Origin of the sequence: Planktothrix sp. PCC 11201, from assembly GCF_900009135.1 — a bacterium.
Lineage (GTDB): Bacteria > Cyanobacteriota > Cyanobacteriia > Cyanobacteriales > Microcoleaceae > Planktothrix.
The window spans coordinates 71796-94192 of the sequence record NZ_LT797704.1 but is presented as its reverse complement, the minus strand read 5'-3'; the positions used below and the strand labels follow the sequence as shown (position 1 = coordinate 94192).

The following is a 22397-nucleotide window of genomic DNA, read 5'->3' as shown; positions in this document are numbered from 1 at the left end:
AATAGAAAACGAATGTTTATGCTTCAAGGGTGGCATAGTCGTTGAGGAATAAGTAAAACACAAATCCAGTATCATATCGTCCGTCCTGTGGGTTTTGCAAGTTCCCCGTTCACTGGTAAAAAGCAATCTCAAACATCATGAGCTACTGTGTTAATCCAGCCTGCCCTCAACCTGAAAATTTAGATGATGCCCTCAAGTGCAAGGCTTGTGGTTCAAAATTGCTGCTGAGAAATCGCTATCAGGTGATTCAACCTTTGGGCAAAGGAGGATTTGGGGCAACGTTTCTGGCTGCTGATATGTCCCTACCCGAACAGCCGAATTGTGTGGTCAAACAACTGCGACCCACGGCGACATCGGCTCGAATTTTAGAAATGGCACGGGAGTTATTTCAACGGGAAGCAAAAACCCTGGGTAAAATTGGTGATCATCTTCAGATTCCTAGCCTGATTGATTATTTTGTCGGGGGAAAACAATTTTATCTGGTACAAGAATATGTGGATGGCTGTACCTTAAAACAAGAGGTCAAGGAAAAGGGTATTTTTGACGAGGCAGAAGCCAAAAAATTTCTGCGGGAAATTCTTCCCATATTAGATTATATTCACAGTCAAGAAGTGATTCACCGAGATATTAAACCTGCTAATATTTTACGTCGGCGAATTGATCAAAATCTGGTTTTAATTGACTTTGGAGCCGTTAAAGATCAAGTTAACCAAGCCACAATGATGGGAACTGGACAAACGGCTTTTACTAATTTTGCCATCGGCACATCGGGGTTTGCTCCTCCCGAACAGATGGCTTTGCGTCCGGTTTATGCCAGTGATATTTATGCGGTGGGAATGACCTGCGTTTATTTGATGACCGGGAAGTCTCCTAATTCCTTTGAAAGTAATCAAATTACGGGGGAAATTTTGTGGCAACCCCATCTGGATGTGAGTGATTCTTTTTGCAGTATATTGCAACGAATGTTAGAATTTTCGGTGCAGTATCGCTATCAATCGGCGCAAGATGTTCTGCGAGCATTAGATTCTGAATTTAGTTATGGAGGTCTTTCAGAAGGCATGGTAATGCAGCAGAAGTCTAACTCAACTTCTAACTCGAAATTACCAACTTCTACGAATGAACCTACTGTTTTCAATGAAAATACCGGGTTGATGTTGACTTCAGAAAAAATAGGTGCACAAATTCGGGAAAGGAAACAACGGTTAGCTAAGAAAAAACCAGGAAACCTGGGAGGAGATCAGGATATTCATGATCAAACTGCTCTAATCAGTAGTTTCAGTTCCAATCAAGGCGCTCCAGTCAGCATGATCTCTGATTCTAGTGCAAGTAATAAATTTAATTCTGCTTCTGTCCCGGTAAATTCAGCCCCAAAATGGAATGAAAACACATTAAAAACTGCATATATAAAGGGCAGACGGGATTTTGCAGACTGTGAATTAAGTGGTTTAAATTTAGAAAATTTTGATGGGTCTGGAGCTAATTTTTACGAATCCCGTTTAAGTAATACGAATTTTCAAGGAGCCGATTTAACAGAAGTTAATTTTGGTCGGGCAAGATTAACTTCTGTTAATTTCAGAAATGCTAAATTAGTTAAAGCCTATATGAGTAATGCTAATTTGGAACGGGCGGATCTTCGGGGTGCAAATTTGAGAAATGCCTGTTTAAATCGGGCTAATTTGCGAGGGGTGAATCTCTGTGGTGCTAATCTGACCGATGCCATTGTCACCGATGAACAATTAGCCACGGCTAAAATGAATGGGCGTACGATTAGACCGAATGGAAAACGAAAAAGTTGGTGGTGGTTCTGGTTTTAAAGCTGGGTAAGCTGCACAAATATTTTAACAATATTCAAATTTCTGATACTATATAAGATGTCTTACCCCCTAAATTGAAAACAATAGAAGTATGAGTTCCACGATCACAGAAAACCCCCTATTAATTGGTCAGGGATTACCCCCTTTTCCACAGATTACACCCGATCAGGTTGTCCCTGGGATCACGCAACTGTTAACAGAATTAGAACAGGATCTAACTCAGTTAGAAACTAATGTCAAACCCACTTGGAAGGATTTAGTTGAACCCTTAGAAAAACTACAGGAACGGTTAACCTGGAGTTGGGGAATTGTCGGTCATTTAATGGGAGTTAAAAATAGTCCTGAATTGAGAACAGCCCATGCAACGGTTCAGCCTAATATTGTTCAATTTATCAATAAACTCAATCAAAGTAAAGCAATTTATCAGGCTTTTAAACAATTAAGAAATAGCGATGAATGGGATAATTTAGATTCGGCTCAACAACGAATTGTGAATACGGCTTTACGAGATGCTGAATTATCTGGAGTTGGATTAGAAGGAGAAGATCGCGATCGCTTTAATGCCATTCAGTTAGAATTAGCCGAGCTTTCAACTAAGTTTTCTAATCACGTTTTAGATGCGACAAAAGCCTTTAGTTTAACCTTAACAACACCGGAAGAAATTGCCGGATTACCCCCAAGTTTACTCAGTTTAGCTGCTCAAGCTGCCCGTTCATCGGGGTCGGAAAATGCCACCGCCGAAAACGGCCCCTGGCAGATTACTTTAGATTTACCCAGTTTTAGCCCCTTCTTAAAATACAGTCAGAGGAGAGACCTGCGAGAACAAGTTTATCGCGGTTATATTAGTCGGGCATCGAGTGGGGAATGGAATAATTTTCCCTTAATTGAACGGATTTTAGAACTCAAAAAACAGAAAGCCAATATTCTCGGTTTCAATAGTTTTGCCGAACTGAGTTTAAAGAGCAAAATGGCTCCCAATGTGGAAGCCGTAGAAGCCTTATTAGAAGAATTACGCCTTGTCAGTTATGACGCAACTCAACAGGAATTTGAAGATTTAAAAGCCTTTGCGCGGTCAAAAGGAGCCACAGAAGCCGAGAATTTACAACATTGGGATATTAGTTTTTGGTCAGAGCGACAACGGGAAGAAAAATTTGCCTTTACCGATGAAGAATTACGGCCTTATTTTGCCTTACCCCAAGTCCTAGATGGGTTATTTGGATTAGTTCAACGTATCTTTGGAATTATAATTACTCCCGCCGATGGTCAAGCTCCCATTTGGCATCCAGAAGTGCGCTATTTTCAAGTGGCTAATTCAAGCGGAAATCCCATCGCATTTTTCTATTTAGATGCCTATAGTCGCCCCGCAGAAAAACGGGGAGGGGCATGGATGGATGACTGTATTAACCGGGCTAAATTCGTCGAAAATGGCGAAACTAAAGTCCGATTACCTGTGGCTTATTTACAATGTAATCAAACGCCCCCGGTGGATGATAAACCCAGTTTAATGACCTTTGGAGAGGTAGAAACCTTATTTCATGAATTTGGTCACGGCCTGCAACATATGTTAACCATCGTTGACTATCCTGGAGCGGCGGGAATTAATAACGTGGAATGGGATGCGGTGGAATTGCCTAGCCAATTTATGGAAAATTGGTGTTATGACCAAGCCACATTATTTGGCATGGCAAAACATTATCAAACCGGAGAAACTTTACCCGAACATTATTATCAAAAGTTATTAGCGGCTAAAACCTACATGAGCGGGACAGCCATGTTAAGACAGCTACATTTTGCCTTTGTGGATATCGAATTACATCACCGTTATCAACCCGGAGGAAATGAAACCGTTAATGATGTTCGTAACCGGATTGCCGAGAATACTATGGTTTTAAAACCAATAGTTGAAGATGCGTTTTTATGCGCCTTTGGTCATATTTTTGCCGGGGGTTATGCGGCTGGATATTATAGTTATAAATGGGCAGAAGTATTAAGTGCTGATGCCTTTGCCGCCTTTGAAGAAGCCGGATTAGATAATGAAAATGCGGTGTCTGAAACTGGGCAACGCTTCCGAGATACGGTATTAGCCCTAGGGGGAAGTTTGCATCCCATGGAAGTATTTAAAGCCTTCCGAGGACGGGAACCGAGTACAAAACCTTTATTAATTCATAGTGGTTTAGTTGCGGCTTAATTATTAGGTTGGATTCGCCTACGAGTAGAGACCGACCATGATCGGTCTCTACTCCAAGAATAAATTAGGATCGGGTGCATTATTTCCACCACTAGGGGCAGGTTCAGCCGGGGCGGGTTCTGGTGCGGGTTCAGCCGGGGCGGGTGCAATCTCCTGAGCCGGAGGTGCTGCGGGTTCGGAATAGCTAGGTTGTGAATAACTAGGTGGTTCGGAATAACTAGGTTCGGAATAGCTAGGTGCTTCGGAATTGTTAGAATAGCCCGAATCATTTGAATAGCTGGGTTCGGAATAGCTGGGTTCGGAATTGTTAGAATAACCCGAATCATTCGAGTAGGAATCTTGATACGCGGGACGAGCGGGTTCTGTGGGGGCTTGTTGTACCGCAAGCGCCGCATCTCTTTCGGCTGCCCAACCTGCCACCGCCCCTTGAGCTTCAGAATATAATGCCCGACCATAGCGAATTTGAGCAGCTTCGGCGATCGCCCCACTCAGATTTCCCTTTTTCGCTAAATTATAAGCTCGATCCAAAATTGGCCGATCTTCGGCGGTTTGAACTGTAGCCACCCAACCGGAAACTTTATCCTGTGCCTGCTTATACAACGCTCGACGGCTGCCAATTTTGGAGGCTTTGTCAATCGCCGCACTGAGGTTACCTGCCTTGGCTAAGGCTAAAGCTTCATTCAGGACAGGTTGATCCTCAATAATCTCAATCCGTTTGTTCCATTCAGCAATTAAGGTTTGAGCCTCCACCCGCAGGGGACTCCCCAAAGCCACCTGAAGGGCTTGTTGTATCGCCAGGGAATATCCTTGCGGGGTTTCCGTCTGGGCCAACCGTTGTGCTAAAGCCAGATAGGGTCGATCCTCAAGACGCTGAATTTCCTTACGCCAATGGGCGACTAAGGTTTGAGCATGAACCCGCCGAGGCTGTTGGGGGGTAATCATCTGAGCTTGATCAATCGCCAGTTGTAAGGCAAAAGGATGCTGAATAGTTGCCACCGCCGTCGCCAACTGTAAATTGATCAGATCCTGGATTTGTCCTGAGACTTCTTTGGAGGTGACTTTGGCTTCCTCATAGGGCAGGGACTGATTGCCCATTTGATCGAGGGTTGCTTGTCCTTCCCACAGAATCGCCATTTGTTGCCAAATGGGTTTGCTACTAGCTTGATTCCAACTGAGGGCTTTCACTTGGGCCATTAAAATTAAATTTTGTGCTTCTGAATATAAAGGAGAATAGTTAGGAACTAAACCCGCAATTTTTGTCAGACCGTCTATATTTTTTTCCTTTAATTGTTTAGCGGCTAAATCGAGTAAAGATCGACTCCAATTTTTAATTTCTTTAATTGCACCCGCTTGAATATAAAGTTTTTTATCAATTTGATTAGCTAAGGCGATCGCTTCCGCTAACTTTTCCGGGGTGTTGTCTTTAGCCAACTCCCGGGCTTCATTCAGTCGTTGATTCCCTTGACGCTCTAAGCTCAAACGATCCATGATTTCATCAAACCGTTTTTCACTCCAATGACTATTATTTAACTTAGATAAAGCCTGGGCATATTCAAAGGCTTTACTCCAATCTAATGCCTTCATTGCTGCTTGGGCTTTGTCATAAATTTTTTGCCCTTGATCCCAATTATTTTTCCATCCCTCAATGGCAACGGCAACCGACTCATAGGCGGGGGTATTTTTCGGGACAATATTAACAATGGCTAAGGCATCTTCTAAATTTCCCGTTTCAATCTTCTGCTCTGCAATGGTAATTAAAGCCTGTGACCACTCTTTCATTTTTTGCTGGGCGAGTCCCTGGAGGGGATGGTCAGCCGGCCAACTAGCAACCAGGGCAAAGGCTTGACGTAAGGGTTCAATTTTGCCCGACTTTGTAGCCATATCGGCACAATACAAATGTTCGCTATCGGGAGATAGGGACGAAATATCCTCACAGTTTGGGACGGGTGGCATCGTCAATAACCACAACAACGCCCCTGTCCCCATCGTCCCAAACCCCAGTAAGACAATCAGCCACAGAAACGGCCATCCCCAAAACCAAGCCGGAAGTTTCAACGGGATTTTTTTCTGGGTCTTGGTGTTTTCCTCTACCGGGGTTTCTAAAGCATTTTCCGATAGGGTGGGACTCGAAACTTCCTCGTTGGGTTCCGATGGAGAGACATGGGTTTTGTCAAACTGTGGCATTGTCATGAATTCGCCTTATTCGGTACGATCTTTCAAAGTTGCCTTATTGACACCCTCACCGCCCTAAAAGTGCGACGATTCCTAAACCTCAAGATTTAGGTTTGGTGCTTCTTTGCAACTGCCTCCACATTCTAATTTGACACTCCCTTTGCCTAAAGGCGTGGGGATTCTTGGTTCAGCGAAACCACTTAATCTAAAGTACCTTTGGGTGCTCTGACCAGAGGTGGGATTCTCCCCAAGCGTAAATTCGGGTATGCCCTACCCTATTCGCAGTGAGCCTGTTGAACTGCTGCGAGTTCTTTTTTAACTTGAAACAAATTTGTTTCAAAAAACTGGTTGTTTAGCTCCCATGAATCTTTTACCCACTGCTGGGGAGAGCTAGAACTTTGCAGTAGAACCCTATAGATTCCAACTGTCAAGGTGAGCGCGTTTTGCCGTTAGGCGACTAGGTTTTTAGACAGGTTTTTTACCTTTCGGTGTTATGGGAAATAGTAGCACCATCAGATGCCAATAGACAACCCACCAATATAAAGCCGTCCTAGAAGCCGTGTACTGAGCCTGCCGAAGTGGAACCCATTTTCTTGATAAAGCCTAACTACGAAGTTAGGGATTTTAAACCCAATTTTTCGATCATGGTGGGAAGCGTTGATATATCCCTGAGTAGTTGTCGTGCTGGTGTTCAAAACTCTGTTTGCCCTAGAGTAGCTTAGACTAAGAATATATATCCCCTAAATACCCATCTTTATATTATCAGTGGTGACAATGATCACAACTCCATGCAATCCGATTCTTTCAATTCCTCTGGTTATCCTATCGATTCCGATTTCAATTGAAAGTGTTATACCAGACGTTTTCAATATCCTATTTAATGGGTCTAGTTTTATTCCCCATGGTCATTGTTTTCTGTGGAAACCCGGACTGGTATGGATGCACGTTAGTTCCGATCTGATGATTGCTTTAGCCTATCTTTCGATTTCCATTACATTGGTTTATTTTGTTCATAAATCCCGTCGAGAAATTCCTTTTCATTGGATGTTTTTAGCCTTTGGAACCTTTATTATTGCCTGTGGAATTACTCATGTTATGGAGGTCTGGACACTCTGGAATCCGATGTATTGGTTATCAGGGATGATTAAAGTGATTACGGCTTTTGTTTCTGTCGTTACTGCTTTAGCATTACCTCCTTTAGTTCCCCAAGCCCTAGGCTTAATTGAAACGGCTCATCTGTCAGAAAAACGTCATCAAAATTTAGAGGTTGCTAATCAAAAATTAGAAAGTATTTACGGTCAACTCAAGGAATTAGACCACCTAAAAACTCAGTTTTTTGCCAATATGAGTCATGAACTGAGGACTCCTTTAACCTTGATTCTGGGGCCAACGGAACAACTATTAAGCTCACCAGAAATTACTCCAAAACATCATAAAGATCTTAAAATTATTGAACAAAATGCTCGCTTATTACTGAAACAAGTTAATGATTTATTAGATGTTTCAAAATTAGCAGAAGGTCAAATGCAGCTTCACTATAGTTCGGTGGATGTTGCTCAGTTAGTGCGAGTAATGGCAGCAAATTTTGAGGGTTTAGCACAGCAAAAAAATATAGAATTTGTTGTGAATACACCCGATGAGATTTTAGTAGAAATAGACGGAGAAAAAATAGAAAGAGTTTTATTGAATTTACTTTCAAATGCCTTTAAATTTACACCCCAAGGCGGTAGAATTTATTGCGGTTTATCCCTGTCTGAGAAAAATAATTCTCCTTGGGCAATTTTACAGGTTCAAGATACTGGATTTGGTATTCCTCCTGAACTGAGACAGGCAATTTTTGAACGGTTTCGTCAAGTTGATACGGGTTTGAGTCGGCAATTTGGGGGGACGGGATTAGGATTAGCCATTGTTAAGGAATTTGTGGAGCTTCAAGGAGGGAATGTTACCGTTGAGGAAGCACCCCAGGGAGGTGCATTGTTTATCGTGGAGTTTCCCTTAAAAACAACCTCTGAAACGGTAGATGAATCTTTGATTTTTACTCCGAATATAGATAATAACAAGAAGGTTCAACCTTGGTTAGATGAACTCAAAACTTTGGGATCTGATCCACCCCTATCAATGTTTTCCCAACCGGAAAAACCTTTGGTATTAGTGGTAGAAGATAATCCAACCATGAGTCATTTTGTCTGTACAACTTTAGCCTCGGACTATAACACCGCAATTGCGACGAATGGAGAGGAAGGTTTATATCAAGCACTCGCCCTCCATCCCGATTTAATTATTAGTGATATTATGATGCCGGGCATGAGTGGGGATGAAATGGTGCAGAAAGTTCGCACTTATCCAGAATTGAATATTACTCCCATTGTGATCTTAACTGCTAAAACAGATGATGAATCTCGGGTACAATTGTTACGAGAAGGGGCGCAAGATTATTTGATGAAACCCTTTTCTGTGGAAGAATTACGGGCAAGGGTGAGTAATTGGATTATTATTAAACGGACAAGAGATTTATTGCAGCAGGAATTAACCACTCAAAGTGTTGATTTAGAAACCTTAGCCCAGGAATTAGCATTAAGAAAACGAGAATTACAACTAGCTTTAACCGGACTGCAACAACAAACGGAAGAATTAGCTAAAGCTAATCAGTTAAAAAATGAATTTTTAGCTATTGTTTCCCATGAATTAAGAACGCCTTTAAATGTTATTTTGGGTTGGTTATATCTCTTGCGTACCCGTTCTTTAACCCCGGAACGTTCCCAAATCGCTTTAGAAACCATGGAACGTAATGCTAAAGCTTTGACGAAATTAATTGAAGATTTATTAGATATTTCTAATTTATTACAAGGGAAAACTAAGATTAATTTGAGTTCAGTTAATTTACGGTCGGTGATTCAATCGGTTTTACAAATGTTTGAACCTTTGGCAATAACTAAAGGAATTGAACTACAAATAAAAATAGATGAATCTGTTGATAGTGTGGCTGGAGATCCAGAACGAGTACAACAAATTATAGAGCATCTTTTGGATAATGCAATTAAATTTACACCCCCAGGAGGAGCGGTAACCATCAGTTTAACTGCTAATTCAACTCAAGCTTGTATTCAAGTTCAGGATACGGGTCAAGGGATTCTCCAGGATTCCTTATCATCTATTTTTGAATCTTTTCGACAAGCAGATAGTTCCATCACTCGACAACATGGAGGATTAGGGTTAGGATTAGCGATTGTCAAACAGTTAGTGACATTGCAGCAAGGAACGGTTAAAGCTGAAAGTGAAGGGGAGGGAAAAGGAGCTACTTTTACTATTAATTTTCCCTTGCAAAAATTTTCCTATTTAGCCTCGTTTAATTCAAGTCATTAGGAACTTTAATCATGAATCGCTTAGAACAATATACCACTAAACGTCCTCAAGAAGTTTTAATTGTTAAAATTGAAATCGATGGCGAATTCGATGAAATTGCCATTTTTAAAGGATTTTCTAGTTCCTTAATGCGTCCCACAGCTTTTGATCCTGATATTCCTGTTATTCCTAATACGGCCAAAATCCTGGAAATTGATCGTCTATTAAGTCCTTACAATCCCACCGAACCCCATTATATTCAACAGGGATTAACCTGGGAAATGATGCAGGAATTATTAACAGAATTGGGACTATAAAATGTTAGAAGTTGCCGGAAGAACAGAGGCGGGAATGTTAAGACCTGAAGATATTGATAATTTTCCCTAAGATTTATGACATCGATTGAATGTAGGGGCGGGTTCGCCGGGATTTTTGTTAATAATAATTAACCTAAATAAACCCGCCCAACCCCTGAATGTAGGGGCGGGTTCGCCGGGATTTTTGTTAATAATAATTAACCTAAATAAACCCGCCCAACCCCATAATAGAAATCAATATAAACCCGGTTTTATTAACGTTAAATTTTGGTGGGGTGGAGCGGGTTTATCAAGATTATTTGTCAGATTTGAAAGATTTTGTCGAACCCGCCCCTACGGGTTTTATTTCAATAATTGGCATACCTGGCACGGCTCAGAAACCGGGTTTCTTAATTGAGCTTTCTGTTAGTAGCAAAGGTTAAGGTAGAAACCCGGTTTCTTGTTTGTCACTCGACGCTACCACCAGCCGCTTGTAACCGCGCTCTGGCTCTTTTAATTGCTTTTGTCGCTTTAATTTTGGCTTTTTTAGAATCACCAGTTTCAGCCGCTTCTAAATCAGCTTGAGCCTTGGTGTAGGCAGTACGGGCTGCTTCTAAATCAATAGTATCACCCCGTTCTGCACCATTCACCAAGATGGTGACTTCATTGGCTTCCACTTCAGCAAACCCACCCATCAAGGCAATGGGAGTCCATTTGTTTTTCGACCGAACCCGCAGAACCCCGGTATCTAAGGCGGTTAGCAGGGGAGCGTGACCCGTCAGAATACCCACTTGACCCGTTGTACTCGGAAGAATCACCTCATCAGCATTTTCATCCCAGACCGTCCGATCCGGGGCGATTACACGCACAGTTAATGTCATTTGTCAAGAGTTAATAAAATATTATCGAGATCAAAAAATAACGGTTGTTGGGCCGTTGTTGGGCTTTAGCCCTCCCAATCCTAGCCCAACAACAGTCGGTCAACCTTAGCCTTTGAGTTTTTCGGCTTTAGCAATCACTTGGTCAATGTCGCCCACCATGTAGAAAGCTTGTTCGGGCAGGTCATCGAGTTCCCCAGCCAGAATCATATTGAAGCCTTTGATGGTTTTTTCCAGGGTGACATACTGACCGGGAGAACCTGTGAACACTTCCGCCACGAAGAAGGGTTGAGACAGGAACTTCTCAATTTTCCGAGCGCGAGCCACGGTCATCCGATCTTCTTCCGACAGTTCATCTAACCCTAAAATGGCGATGATGTCTTGCAGTTCTTTATAGCGTTGCAGGGTGGATTGCACAGCCCGGGCGGTGTTATAGTGTTCGCTACCGACAATCGACGGCTGTAACATCGTCGAGGTGGAATCCAGGGGATCAACCGCCGGATAGATTCCTTTAGAAGCCAAACCCCGGGATAATACGGTGGTGGCGTCTAAGTGAGCAAAGGTGGTAGCTGGAGCGGGGTCAGTTAAGTCATCCGCAGGCACATACACCGCTTGAATCGAAGTAATAGAGCCTTCTTTGGTAGAAGTGATCCGCTCTTGCAGTTCACCCATTTCCGTTCCCAGAGTGGGCTGATATCCCACCGCCGAGGGCATCCGACCTAACAGAGCCGATACTTCAGAACCCGCTTGCACAAACCGGAAGATATTATCAATAAACAGGAGCACGTCTTGTTTGCTGATATCGCGGAAATATTCAGCCATGGTTAGAGCCGACAGACCCACCCGCATTCTAGCTCCGGGGGGTTCGTTCATCTGGCCATAAACCAGAGCCACTTTCGATTGGGTCAAGTCTTTGGTATTGATCACCCCAGACTCGATCATTTCATTGTAAAGATCGTTCCCTTCCCGGGTACGTTCGCCCACACCGCCGAACACGGACACTCCCCCGTGCGCCTTAGCGATGTTGTTAATCAGTTCCATAATAATAACGGTTTTGCCGACTCCGGCTCCACCGAACAGACCAATTTTGCCACCCCGACGATAGGGAGCTAACAGGTCTACCACTTTAATCCCCGTTTCAAACACGGAGGGTTTTGTTTCTAACTGAGTAAAAGCTGGGGCGGGACGGTGAATGGAAGATGTTTCCTGGGTTTGCACCGGGCCTAAATTATCGACGGTTTCACCGATAACGTTAAAAATCCGTCCTAGGGTTGCTGGGCCAACGGGAACACTAATCGGAGCGCCCGTATCAACAACTTCCATTCCCCGGACTAAACCATCGGTGGTACTCATGGATACGGAACGGATTTGACCATCCCCTAGAAGTTGTTGGACTTCGCAAACAATAGAAATATCTTGACCAACTTCGTTTTTGCCACTAATTTTGAGGGCATTGTAGATTTCCGGCAGGTGACCACTGGGAAATTTGATATCTACAACCGGGCCAATGATTTGAGTGACGTGGCCTACATTTGTTTTTTCTGCGGTGCTGACCATGGGTTTGCTTATGGGTTAATACAAGTTGATTCCGATTTGTCTCGGAAAGCTTTAGAAGAATTTAATATTGCCATCTTTCAGGGTATCACTCAAGCGTGATCACTGATCATGACTGCCCTTTGATTCTATTGAAAATCCGATCCTAATAATTCTACAACCCGATTCAGTTGCACCGAATGGGAAGCTTTAAATAAAATCCGATCCCCGGGCTGAATTAAGGCTTTTAACTGTTGTGCCATTTGGTGGTGAGCATCGGCGGTTTGACTATCTACAATGGCGACTAAGGGTATGCCCCCTGCCCCTTTTGCTAAGGCATTGGCTTCTTCAAACTCTGCCAAAATCAATAATCCGTCCAAATTCAGTTCCCGCACCTTGCGCCCCACTTGTTCATGGAATTCTAGCGATCGCGCCCCTAACTCTTTCATCGTCCCTAATACCGCAATATGGCGTTTTCCTGGAGTTTGAGCTAGTAACCGCAAAGCCGCCAACATTGATTCCAACCCGGCATTATAGGTTTCATCTAAAATCACAATATCTTCCCCCCACTGATAGCGTTTCGCCCGGCCATCGGGTAACTGTACGGCTATTCCCGCCTCAAAAGGTGCATAGGAGGTTTGCGACCCATAAATTCCCCGGAATACGGCTAATGCAGCCAGGAAATTAGAGGCGTTATGTTCTCCGGGTAGGGGTAAGGGTAAATCTACTCCTTCGACTCGTAGGGTTTGGGTGTCTATTAATTCTCCTCGCAGATCTCCCCCTGCCAAACCATAGGTCATAGTATTTCCCGACCAAACTTTAGCGGCGGTCTTGATCAAACGTTCTTGATCCTGATTTAATACCGCCAAACTGGTTTTCGGCATTTCCGCTAAGAGTTCACATTTGGCCCGAGCGATCGCATCTTCTGACCCCAACAGTCCAATATGAGCCGTCCCCACATTAGTAATTACCCCAATTGTGGGTTGCGCAATTTGGGTTAATTCGGCAATTTGTCCGGCTCCCCGCATGGCCATTTCGATGACCGCAAAATCATGATCGGCCGTGAGTTGTAATAGGGTTTTAGGAACCCCAATTTCATTGTTATAGTTAGCTTGGGTTTTTAAAACCTTGCCCTGAGTTCCAAGTACGGCGGCGATTAATTCTTTGGTTGTGGTTTTCCCCACCGACCCAGTAACCCCGATAATCGGAATCTGAAATTGATCCCGCCACCATCGGGCAATCTGTTGATAGGCTTTTAAAGGGTTAGGAACGGGGAAAAGGGGTAAATCCGGGTGATTTTGGGCAAAATCCGTGTTCACAATCGCAGCAATAGCTCCCTGGTTAATTGCCTGTTCCACGAAGTTATGGCCATCAAAGTGTTCCCCCTGTAAAGCCAAAAAAACCTCTCCGGGTTGAATGCTGCGGGTATCGGTTGTGATTCCGATCACGGTTGTAGGATCGTTGAAATCACAGTAAAATGGTGAGTTAATCGCTAGAATTTTAGCAACCTGACCGAGAGTGAGGAGATTAGACATTCTCTGGCTCTTAAAAATAGATTGTTGTTGATTACCCAGTTATGATATTCTAAAATATCTCGGGTTTTGTAGCGATTTTTATTGAGATTTCAACCCTAGTTGTTGAAAATAGCATAACAAGCACAGAAAATATATTATTAGTTGCAACTATTCCCCCTAATAGTTCTTTTATAAATCTGTTAAACTGAATAGCGGTGTTAGTCTTTGATCTCGGGTCAGGATAACCGAGATATTCTAGGAAGTATCTGCCCAGAATATCAAGGGTTCAACTTCTTTTTAAAAACTTTTTTTGCATAGTTTTTAATCTAAGTTCTATCATCTGTAATCCGACCCAATATTCCTGTCTCTACACTGCTATTTTAGGGTTGATTTTAAAATTTAATCAGGGTCAAAATCATAGATTTATAGTGATCAGAAAACCTAACCAGACAATCACACTCAAATTGAGTAGATGGGTAATCAAAAATGAACAACAATCTAGCCAATCCTTTTAACCGAGCCACCCTCAAAGAAGAACAAATTCTCTATGATCATTTGCTCGAAAAGGTAGAAATAGAGGAGCCTAAGCAACTGATCGAAAGGCTGAATGTATTATTTATTGAAGGAACGGAATATCCAGATTTAGAGGTTTCTAAAGCCTTAAATAAATTAGTGGTATCAAAATTAGAGGTTCAGGACTTTAATCATATCCTGAATCGCTGTTTTTATATTTTAGTGAATCGCTGGCATACTTCTCCCCAACGGAAAACAGCAATTAATAAATTAATTCAACTTTTTGATGAATCTATTCCTAAAATTCGCAAAGTTTATTCCTATGCTCGAAATATTCGTCAGTTGGGAGATTTAGTTTATGAATTTACCAAAAGTGAGCAGTATCTCGCCTTAAAACGATTTGCAGAAGTCATTAACCAGCCGGCTGAATTAGATTATAAAACCCAATCTTCCGAACCATTGAGAGTTTTAATTCCTCGCTATCCCTATCTTTATAAACATTGTTTACTCAGTGATGATAGTTCCTATGAACATCAACAAATGATTCAACTAATTCAAGTTCAGAAACAACGGAAATACGAACTGGATTTATCCCAGTATGCAGCCCATCAAATGCGACTCGCCACCATCGCCCGACGGACATCCCTAGAAGAAGCCAGAAAAATTGTTTCTCCCGTTCCTAATCCCACTTTTTTAAATAATAGAGAACTGTTTGCAGCCTTGAAACAATTTGTGGGCAAAATAGAAGGGACACAAACCTATAAAGATTTAGCTCAAAATTTTTTATCCCACACTCAAACCAATCAATCTTTTCGAGAATTTAAAGACAGTTTATATGAATATATCAGCCCAACATCTATTGATTCATCCTATATCCGTAATCAATTCAATGATAAATTATACAAACAGTTACAGAATACCATTCCCCATAGTGATGATGAAAATTTTAATGAATTTCTCCTCCTGAGAACTTGTAACCAAATATTAAACTTTCTGGTGGTTGAAAGTTCCCAAAAACCCAATCATTTTGTCTTTATCGATTTGATTGCCAACGTGGGGCCAACCATGACCGTAGGTTTATTACTCAAAATAGTTTTAATTTGTCGAAAAGTCAAACCCTACCTAGAAAAACGATTCGCCATTTTATTTAATCATTACGAGTCCTGTTCTCAAGATGGAGTTCTCTGGTTAGTAAAAGTCTTAGAAAACTTAAATATTGCTTTAAGTACCAACTTTGGCGGGGTTGATTTGTCTTTCATCAGATAAACTTGAAAAAATTAAAATGGTCAATAAGAATGGAGAACAGTTTCATCAGCAGAGGTAAAATCTTCTGACAGCAAAATTTTTTTATTGACCCAATAACTGACTTTTTTGCCACAATAAGAACAGATACTTTCTTGAAAGACCGATGACTTCAGCCCAAACCGAACCCAAAATCTACAGCTTTGATGAATTTATCAACTGGTATCCCGAAAACTCAGAAGTTCGTTATGAACTGCATGAAGGAGTAATTATTGAAATGCCCAAACCCAGGGGAAAACATTCAAATCTAACAGGTTCCCTGATGGAACAATTATTAATTATAATTAGGCAGATGGGCAAAGGTGGTATATGGACTATTCCTAGAGAATCGATTATCAAACCCAAGCGTGGACAATCTGGTTATGAACCGGATATTATTGTTTTAAATCAAGAAGTTTTAGGGTCTGAACCTCGATGGGAAAGCGAATCAATTATCGAAAATTATGATTCAGTGAAATTAATTGTCGAAGTGGTTTCAACGAATTGGCGTGATGATTATTATAATAAATTTCGAGATTATGAAGAAATGGGAATTGAAGAATATTGGATTCTGGATTACGCAGCATTGGGGCCGAGAAAGCTTATTGGTAGCCCCAAGCAACCTACATTATTTGTTTGTAATTTAGAGGATGGAGAATATCAAATGAATCCATTTAGAGAGAACACAACCCTTATTTCCCCGACCTTTCCCCAGTTCAACTTATCCGCACAGCAGATTTTTAATATGTAGAAAGGTTGAAACAAAATTGGGATATATTCTCAACCCATAAAACCAATTTAGAATTGATTTTTATTTAACTCCCATTACCCATTACCCATTACCCATTACCCATTACCCATTACCCATTACCCATTACCCATTACCCATTACCCATTACCTATTACCCATTCCCCATTCCCCATTCCCCATTCCCCATTAAACGAGGTTTTTATGACTTTAGATGACGAACTTAATACAACTCTACTGAGTTTCACCGACCTACAAGCGGAATTAAATTTACGTCATGCCCAAGACGCCCTACGGGAGATTGTAGACCATCTTGACTTAACTCCCACAGAAAGAGAAGGTTTAGAACCCGATATTGGGGGGTTGCAAAGAATGATGGATAAATTAGACCGTACCTGTGTACAAATTGCCGTATTTGGAATGGTAGGACGGGGAAAATCTTCGGTATTAAATGCGTTATTAGGTCAAGAAGTATTTATCACTGGCCCAATTCATGGGGTCACCCAAACTACTCAAATTCAGCCATGGGAAATGACCGATAACCAGACATCTAATATTCCTACGGTTTCCTATAAAATTTCTCAAATTGAACTGATTGATACCCCAGGAATTGACGAAGTAGATGGGGAAACCAGGGAACAAATTGCTCGTCAGGTGGCGCAACAAGTGGATTTATTATTATTTGTCATCGCCGGGGATATTACCCAAGTTGAATATGATGCCCTTTCGCAATTACGAGAAGCGGGAAAACCAATGTTATTAGTCTTTAATAAAATTGATCAATATCCCGAAGCGGATCGACAGGCAATTTATGAAAAAATTAGAGATGAAAGAGTTAAAGAATTGTTATCTCCCGATGAAATTGTGATGGCGGCGGCTTCTCCTTTAGTCGCTAAAGCTATTCGTCGCCCCGATGGAACTTTAAGTGCCGAAATTACCCGAGGAGAACCTCAAATTGAGGAATTAAAGTTAAAAATTTTAGAGATTTTGGATCAGGAAGGGAAATCATTAGTCGCCTTAAATACCATGTTATATGCCGGGGATGTGAATGAAAAATTAGTCCGGCGAAAAATGGAAATTCGAGGATCTAGTGCTAACCGAATAATTTGGAATGGGGTGATGACTAAATCAATTGCGATCGCCTTAAATCCCATGATGATGATTGATTTATTAAGCGGGGCGGTGATCGATGTGGCGTTAATATTAACCCTATCTAAATTATATGGAATTTCCATGACTCAACAGGGGGCGGTGGAATTATTACAAAAAATTGCCTTAAGTATGGGAGGAATTACTGCTAGTGAATTAGTGGCAAATTTTGGTTTAAGTTCTTTAAAAAGTCTATTAGGATTAACCGCTCCAGCAACCGGGGGATTATCATTAATTCCCTATCTATCTGTTGCTATTCCCCAAGCTGCGATCGCCGGGGTTTCTGGTTATGCTATTGGACAGGTGACAAAAGCTTATTTAGCCAATGGTGCATCCTGGGGAGAAGAAGGGCCAAAAGCGGTGGTTCAACATATTTTAGAAACCTTAGATGAAACTTCAATTCTCAACCGAATTAAACAGGAATTATGGAAGAAAATTAATGTTCAAAAAAGAATTGGGGAAATTTAATTCTGTTGGAAATTCAAATTATATATTTTAGCATTCACCCCAGTAGAGACGTTGCCTGTAAGGTTTCTACTGGGGGGTTAGGGATTGTCCTTAATCGCTTACAATAATTACAGGATTACGCAGATTAACCCTGCCCTCGACTTGATTGGGGGACAGATTAAAATCCGTGAAATCCATGAAATCCTCTTAAATCCGTGATCCCTATTCCCTTCTAATATGTCTTTAGATACCCCAACATCTGAACCAATAATAACTGAATCTGAATCTCCTGTAATTTCACCTGAGATTGATCCTAATTTACAAGTTCGGTTCAAAACTGAAGCGGGACGGTTATTGTTATTTTTACCTCCAGAAAACAACCGTGAAGATACCGAGACTAATGCTAACCTTAATAATACCTGGACAGAACTCTGGCAACAGTTAAAACATCGCCTGAACGGGGGTGAACACGCAGAACAAGATTATACGGAAGTTTATCTAATGGCGGAAAATAGGTTATTAGATGGGCGTCAACTCCAAGATATTGCTGAGGCACTAACGGAAGTCCAACTCCAACTCAAACGGGTTAAAACCAGCCGTCGCCAAACCGCAGTAGCAGCAGCTATGGCGGGCTATAGCGTTGATCAGGATATGGAACGAGAAACCTTGGCTCAACCCGTGTTAGAGACGACTACAGAGCCCTTAGCAGAACCATTATATTTGAAAATGACCGTGCGCTCTGGGGTGGATATTCGTCACCCAGGAACCATTGTAATTGTCGGGGATGTCAACCCAGGTAGTTCAGTGATTGCCGATGGAGATATTATTATTTGGGGACGGTTACGGGGAAACGCCCACGCCGGGGCAAAAGGCAACCGGAATAGTTTAATTATGGCTTTGCAAATGGAACCTAAGTTAATTCGGATTGCGGATCAAGTGGCGCGCGGCCCAGAAACCTCCCCCGAACAGTTTTACCCGGAAGTCGCCTATATCAATAGTACCGGGATTAGGATTAGTCCCGCGAAGGAAGTGGCCAAGGCTAGAGTTTTGACCCTGGATATAAATGGGTAATGGGTGATGGGTGATGCGCCAAGTGTCAATAAAATAGGTTATTCTGAACACCGGATCGATTATTGCTGAATACAAATTTTTAAAATATGAGTCGTGTTATTGTGATTACCTCTGGAAAAGGAGGGGTGGGAAAAACTACTTGTACCGCTAATGTGGGCATGAGTTTGGCAAAACGGGGCCACAGTGTTGTGGTGATTGATGCGGATTTTGGTCTGAGAAATTTAGACTTACTTCTAGGTTTAGAAAATCGGATTGTATATACCGCAATGGAGGTTTTATCGGGAGAATGTCGCCTGGAACAAGCTTTAGTGAAAGATAAACGAGAATCCCGCTTGGTTTTATTACCTGCGGCTCAAAATCGCATGAAAGAAGCCGTTACACCCGATCAAATGAAGCAATTAGTGGCGATGTTAGAGGGGAAATATGACTATATTATTATTGATTGTCCGGCGGGAATTGAACAGGGGTTTCAAAATGCGATCGCCCCTGCTAAAGAAGCAATTATTGTCACTACTCCCGAAGTTTCAGCCGTTAGAGATGCGGATCGGGTGATTGGTTTATTAGAGGCAAATTCGGTGAAAAAAATTCGGTTATTAATTAATCGGATTAAGCCCTTAATGGTGGAAGCTAACGATATGATGTCGGTACAGGATGTGGAGGAAATTTTAGCGATTCCTTTAATTGGGGTGGTTCCCGATGATGAAAATGTGATTGTTTCTACCAATAAAGGAGAACCTTTGGTGTTATCAGAAACCCCATCCCAAGCAGCCCAAGCGTTCACGAATGTGGTGCGTCGAATTGAAGGAGAAAAAGTAGCGTTCCTTGACCTTAACCCCCGTCCAGAAGGTTTTTTTGCCAAACTGCGTCGCTTGCTTTCCTCTAAAGTTGGCTAAAAATATATCTTGAAATTGTTGATCTGACTGCTTCTGTATTCATCCTCCAAACCCCCATGAAAATTAATGAACTCATAGAACGACTTTTTCCTCGAACTCATCAAACCAGTCGAGAGGAGGCCAAACGACGCCTGAAGTTGGTATTAGCCCATGACCGGGCTGATTTATCGGCGGAAATGGTCGAAGCCATGCGAAAAGAAATTATGGAAGTGGTATCTCGTTATGTAGAAATAGATACCGATGATTCGGAATTTAACTTAGAAAGTGATAACCGAGCTACCGCATTAGTGGCTAATTTATTGATTCGTCGGGTTAAACAAAGGGGATTAGTCATGGCTGAATCTTCTCCCCCGGAAGTGGAAACCGAATCTCCCAAAGATGAGGAGACTGAGGAAACCCCGCCGTCCCCAACCCCAACCCCCGAACCACCAACTCCAGTTAAATCCAAGTTAAAATCNACCCCGCCGTCCCCAACCCCAACCCCCGAACCACCAACTCCAGTTAAATCCAAGTTAAAATCCCCCCCCACCCAACCGGAGAAAAGCCTAGAAAACCCATAGAAACTCGTGATGTTATCATCTTTTATAGTAGGGGTTTGGTCTTCAAACCCTCCTCTGAGTTTGGTTGATTTACGACTTTTCCTATTCCCTATTTCCCAAATATTTAATCATTTTAATATGGGCAATTCCGGCTTCTTGAAAAGGTTCTCCTATTGTTTCAAATCCTAATTTTAAATAGAGATTTTTAATATAAACTTGAGCATTAACAATCACTATTTTAATCGAAGTTTGAGCGATCGCTTCTAGGGCACATTCCATTAATTGTTGACCAATGCCCATTCCCCTAGCGGTCGCCAGAACAGCTAACCGTTCGATTTTAGCTTTTTCCGGGTATAAATAACGGATACGCAGGGTTCCAATCGGATAATCATCTAAATAGGCTAATAAATGTTGGGCTGATTCATCCTTCCCATCAAATTCTAATCCAAGATTAATTCCTTGTTCAAGTTCAAAAACTTGATGTCGAATTGCTTTAATTTCTATAAAATATTCAGAATAGTTAACTGTTTGAATGCGAATCATTGGGGGAATTAAGAATTAAGAATTACGAATTACGAATGGGTAGGTAGGGGCGGGTTCTTTTATATCTTTGTTAATCGCCTAAATCTTGATGAACCCGCCCCTACGATTGATAACTGATTATTATTCCTTAACCTATTATAGAACGATCTGTTAAAATTTCGTAGCCGGTTTCTGTGACTAAAACCGTATGTTCAAATTGAGCAGATAAGGCATTATCAATGGTTACGGCTGTCCATTTGTCCGATAAAATTTTTGTAAATCGAGAGCCTGCATTCAGAATCGGTTCAATAGCTAAAGTCATTCCCGCTTTCAATTTAACATTAGGTAAAGAATGGGTACGGGCATTAAAAACCGAGGGTTCTTCGTGTAGATTTCTTCCCACTCCATGACCTGTAAATTCTTCTACAATTTTATAACCATTGGCTTCTGTATAGTCTTGAACCGCTCCCGCAATATCGAGTAAATAAGCTCCCGCTTTGACCTGTTCAATGCCTTTATATAAGGCTTCTTCAGCCACTTTAATTAATTTTTTTGCCTCTGGAGAAACTTCACCCACCCCAATAGTAATACAAGAATCGCCATGAAATTCTTGATAATAAGCACCCGTATCGACTTTTAAAACATCTCCGGTACGAATGACTTTTCTACGATTAGGAATGCCATGAACAACTTCATTATTAATAGAAGCACAAATAGAAGCCGGAAATCCATGATATCCCTTAAAACTTGGGGTTGCTCCCATGTCTCGAATCCGTTTTTCTGCATAAGCATCCAAATCCGCCGTGGTCATCCCTGGTTCAACCCGTTCTGAAATTTCTTTTAATACCGTAGCCACAATCTTTGCAGCTTGTCGCATAGTTTCTATTTCTTGAGGTGATTTAATATAGATTCCTCTACCACTTTTTTTAACTTGAGGGGAATTAGTTTGAGTTGGTTTAGATAGAAAATCAGCAAGAATATTCATCGTGTTCGGAGTTAAGTGTGTTCAGACAAAATACCTTTAATAAATTACCCTAAAATCTCAAGTTTTGGGTTACAGTTCCAGAATAAAACTCCAACCATGCTGTTTAAACCCTAAAGACTCATAGAATTGATGGGCGTTAGTCCGTTTTAAATTAGACGACAGCATGGCTTTATAGCATCCCGCCTCCCGGCTGAGTTTGAGAGCTTCGTGCATCATGGCTTTACCTATTCCTTGGTTTCTGTAACCAGAAGTGACAATCACGGCATCAATAACCGCAGATTTGCTGTGATGCAAAATCATCGGAATAAATAATAAGCTGAATGTACCCACTGGTTCACCGTTCAGCCATGCAATATAAATATTGTAGTTGGGAACTTGCTGAATTTGCTCAAAAATTTGTTCAACCTCCGATAGAGACAGAGGAGATTCTCCATCTATTTCTGTATATAATTGGTTTAATAAACCTAAATCGCTAGATGTTACCCGTTTAATTTCTAATGATAATGCCATGA

17 protein-coding genes are annotated in these 22397 nt (G+C 41.7%); 10 read left to right on the top strand and 7 right to left on the bottom strand.

The genetic code is table 11. The features are described 5' to 3' along the window. Positions 1 to 137: 137 nt before the first annotated feature. Both PL11201_RS15680 and PL11201_RS15675 read left to right on the top strand, forming a co-directional pair. Positions 138 to 1814: a serine/threonine-protein kinase gene (locus PL11201_RS15680; RefSeq protein WP_079679876.1), complete on the top strand. Its 1677-nt coding sequence runs from the start codon at positions 138 to 140 to the stop codon at positions 1812 to 1814. A 91-nt stretch (positions 1815 to 1905) separates the two neighbouring features. Beyond that, the gene (locus PL11201_RS15675) at positions 1906 to 4002 is read left to right on the top strand and encodes a M3 family metallopeptidase (protein ID WP_079679875.1); all 2097 of its coding nucleotides are present in this window, start codon (positions 1906 to 1908) and stop codon (positions 4000 to 4002) included. A gap of 48 nt (positions 4003 to 4050) precedes the next feature. On the opposite strand, the gene PL11201_RS15670 is transcribed toward PL11201_RS15675, so the two are convergent. Continuing rightward, positions 4051 to 6186 (bottom strand): hypothetical protein, encoded by a 2136-nt coding sequence (locus PL11201_RS15670; RefSeq protein WP_234996717.1) that lies wholly within the window; start codon positions 6184 to 6186, stop codon positions 4051 to 4053. A 762-nt stretch (positions 6187 to 6948) separates the two neighbouring features. Between PL11201_RS15670 and PL11201_RS15665 the strand changes: the two genes are divergently transcribed. Both PL11201_RS15665 and PL11201_RS15660 read left to right on the top strand, forming a co-directional pair. Then, complete coding sequence (locus PL11201_RS15665; protein ID WP_079679873.1) at positions 6949 to 9537, top strand: ATP-binding protein; 2589 nt, start codon at positions 6949 to 6951, stop codon at positions 9535 to 9537. Positions 9538 to 9548: 11 nt separating this feature from the next. Continuing rightward, positions 9549 to 9833 (top strand): DUF7734 family protein, encoded by a 285-nt coding sequence (locus tag PL11201_RS15660; protein ID WP_079679872.1) that lies wholly within the window; start codon positions 9549 to 9551, stop codon positions 9831 to 9833. 446 nt (positions 9834 to 10279) lie between these two features. Here the strand turns inward: PL11201_RS15660 and atpC are convergent, their stop codons facing one another. The 3 genes from atpC to murF form a co-directional block, all read right to left on the bottom strand. Continuing rightward, positions 10280 to 10693 (bottom strand): ATP synthase F1 subunit epsilon, encoded by a 414-nt coding sequence (atpC, locus tag PL11201_RS15650; protein ID WP_079679870.1) that lies wholly within the window; start codon positions 10691 to 10693, stop codon positions 10280 to 10282. A gap of 105 nt (positions 10694 to 10798) precedes the next feature. After that, positions 10799 to 12247: a F0F1 ATP synthase subunit beta gene (atpD, locus tag PL11201_RS15645; RefSeq protein WP_079679869.1), complete on the bottom strand. Its 1449-nt coding sequence runs from the start codon at positions 12245 to 12247 to the stop codon at positions 10799 to 10801. A 125-nt stretch (positions 12248 to 12372) separates the two neighbouring features. Further along, on the bottom strand, positions 12373 to 13758 hold the full coding sequence (gene murF, locus PL11201_RS15640; RefSeq protein ID WP_079679868.1) for a UDP-N-acetylmuramoyl-tripeptide--D-alanyl-D-alanine ligase: 1386 nt from the start codon (positions 13756 to 13758) through the stop codon (positions 12373 to 12375). A 465-nt stretch (positions 13759 to 14223) separates the two neighbouring features. Here murF and PL11201_RS15635 point away from each other — a divergent pair, with 465 nt between their 5' ends. From PL11201_RS15635 to minE, 6 genes are all read left to right on the top strand, one after another. After that, the gene (locus PL11201_RS15635; RefSeq protein ID WP_079679867.1) at positions 14224 to 15516 is read left to right on the top strand and encodes a hypothetical protein; all 1293 of its coding nucleotides are present in this window, start codon (positions 14224 to 14226) and stop codon (positions 15514 to 15516) included. A gap of 142 nt (positions 15517 to 15658) precedes the next feature. Beyond that, the gene (locus PL11201_RS15630; RefSeq protein WP_079679866.1) at positions 15659 to 16282 is read left to right on the top strand and encodes a Uma2 family endonuclease; all 624 of its coding nucleotides are present in this window, start codon (positions 15659 to 15661) and stop codon (positions 16280 to 16282) included. Between the two features lie 201 nt (positions 16283 to 16483). Beyond that, the gene (locus tag PL11201_RS15625; RefSeq protein ID WP_079679865.1) at positions 16484 to 17896 is read left to right on the top strand and encodes a GTP-binding protein; all 1413 of its coding nucleotides are present in this window, start codon (positions 16484 to 16486) and stop codon (positions 17894 to 17896) included. A gap of 216 nt (positions 17897 to 18112) precedes the next feature. Beyond that, positions 18113 to 18946, top strand: a complete 834-nt coding sequence (gene minC, locus PL11201_RS15620) for a septum site-determining protein MinC (protein WP_079679864.1) — start codon at positions 18113 to 18115, stop codon at positions 18944 to 18946. A gap of 86 nt (positions 18947 to 19032) precedes the next feature. Next, a complete protein-coding gene (minD, locus tag PL11201_RS15615; RefSeq protein WP_079679863.1) occupies positions 19033 to 19839 on the top strand; it encodes a septum site-determining protein MinD in 807 nt (268 codons plus the stop codon). A 56-nt stretch (positions 19840 to 19895) separates the two neighbouring features. Continuing rightward, positions 19896 to 20399, top strand: coding sequence for a cell division topological specificity factor MinE (gene minE / locus PL11201_RS15610; RefSeq protein WP_079679862.1), 504 nt, complete (start codon positions 19896 to 19898; stop codon positions 20397 to 20399). Positions 20400 to 20480: 81 nt separating this feature from the next. On the opposite strand, the gene PL11201_RS15605 is transcribed toward minE, so the two are convergent. The 3 genes from PL11201_RS15605 to PL11201_RS15595 all read right to left on the bottom strand — a co-directional run bounded on the left by PL11201_RS15605 (position 20481) and on the right by PL11201_RS15595 (position 22395). Continuing rightward, positions 20481 to 20921, bottom strand: coding sequence for a GNAT family N-acetyltransferase (locus PL11201_RS15605; protein WP_079679861.1), 441 nt, complete (start codon positions 20919 to 20921; stop codon positions 20481 to 20483). A 127-nt stretch (positions 20922 to 21048) separates the two neighbouring features. Then, complete coding sequence (map, locus tag PL11201_RS15600) at positions 21049 to 21885, bottom strand: type I methionyl aminopeptidase (protein ID WP_079679860.1); 837 nt, start codon at positions 21883 to 21885, stop codon at positions 21049 to 21051. 69 nt (positions 21886 to 21954) lie between these two features. After that, the gene (locus PL11201_RS15595; protein WP_079679859.1) at positions 21955 to 22395 is read right to left on the bottom strand and encodes a GNAT family N-acetyltransferase; all 441 of its coding nucleotides are present in this window, start codon (positions 22393 to 22395) and stop codon (positions 21955 to 21957) included. Positions 22396 to 22397: the final 2 nt, after the last annotated feature.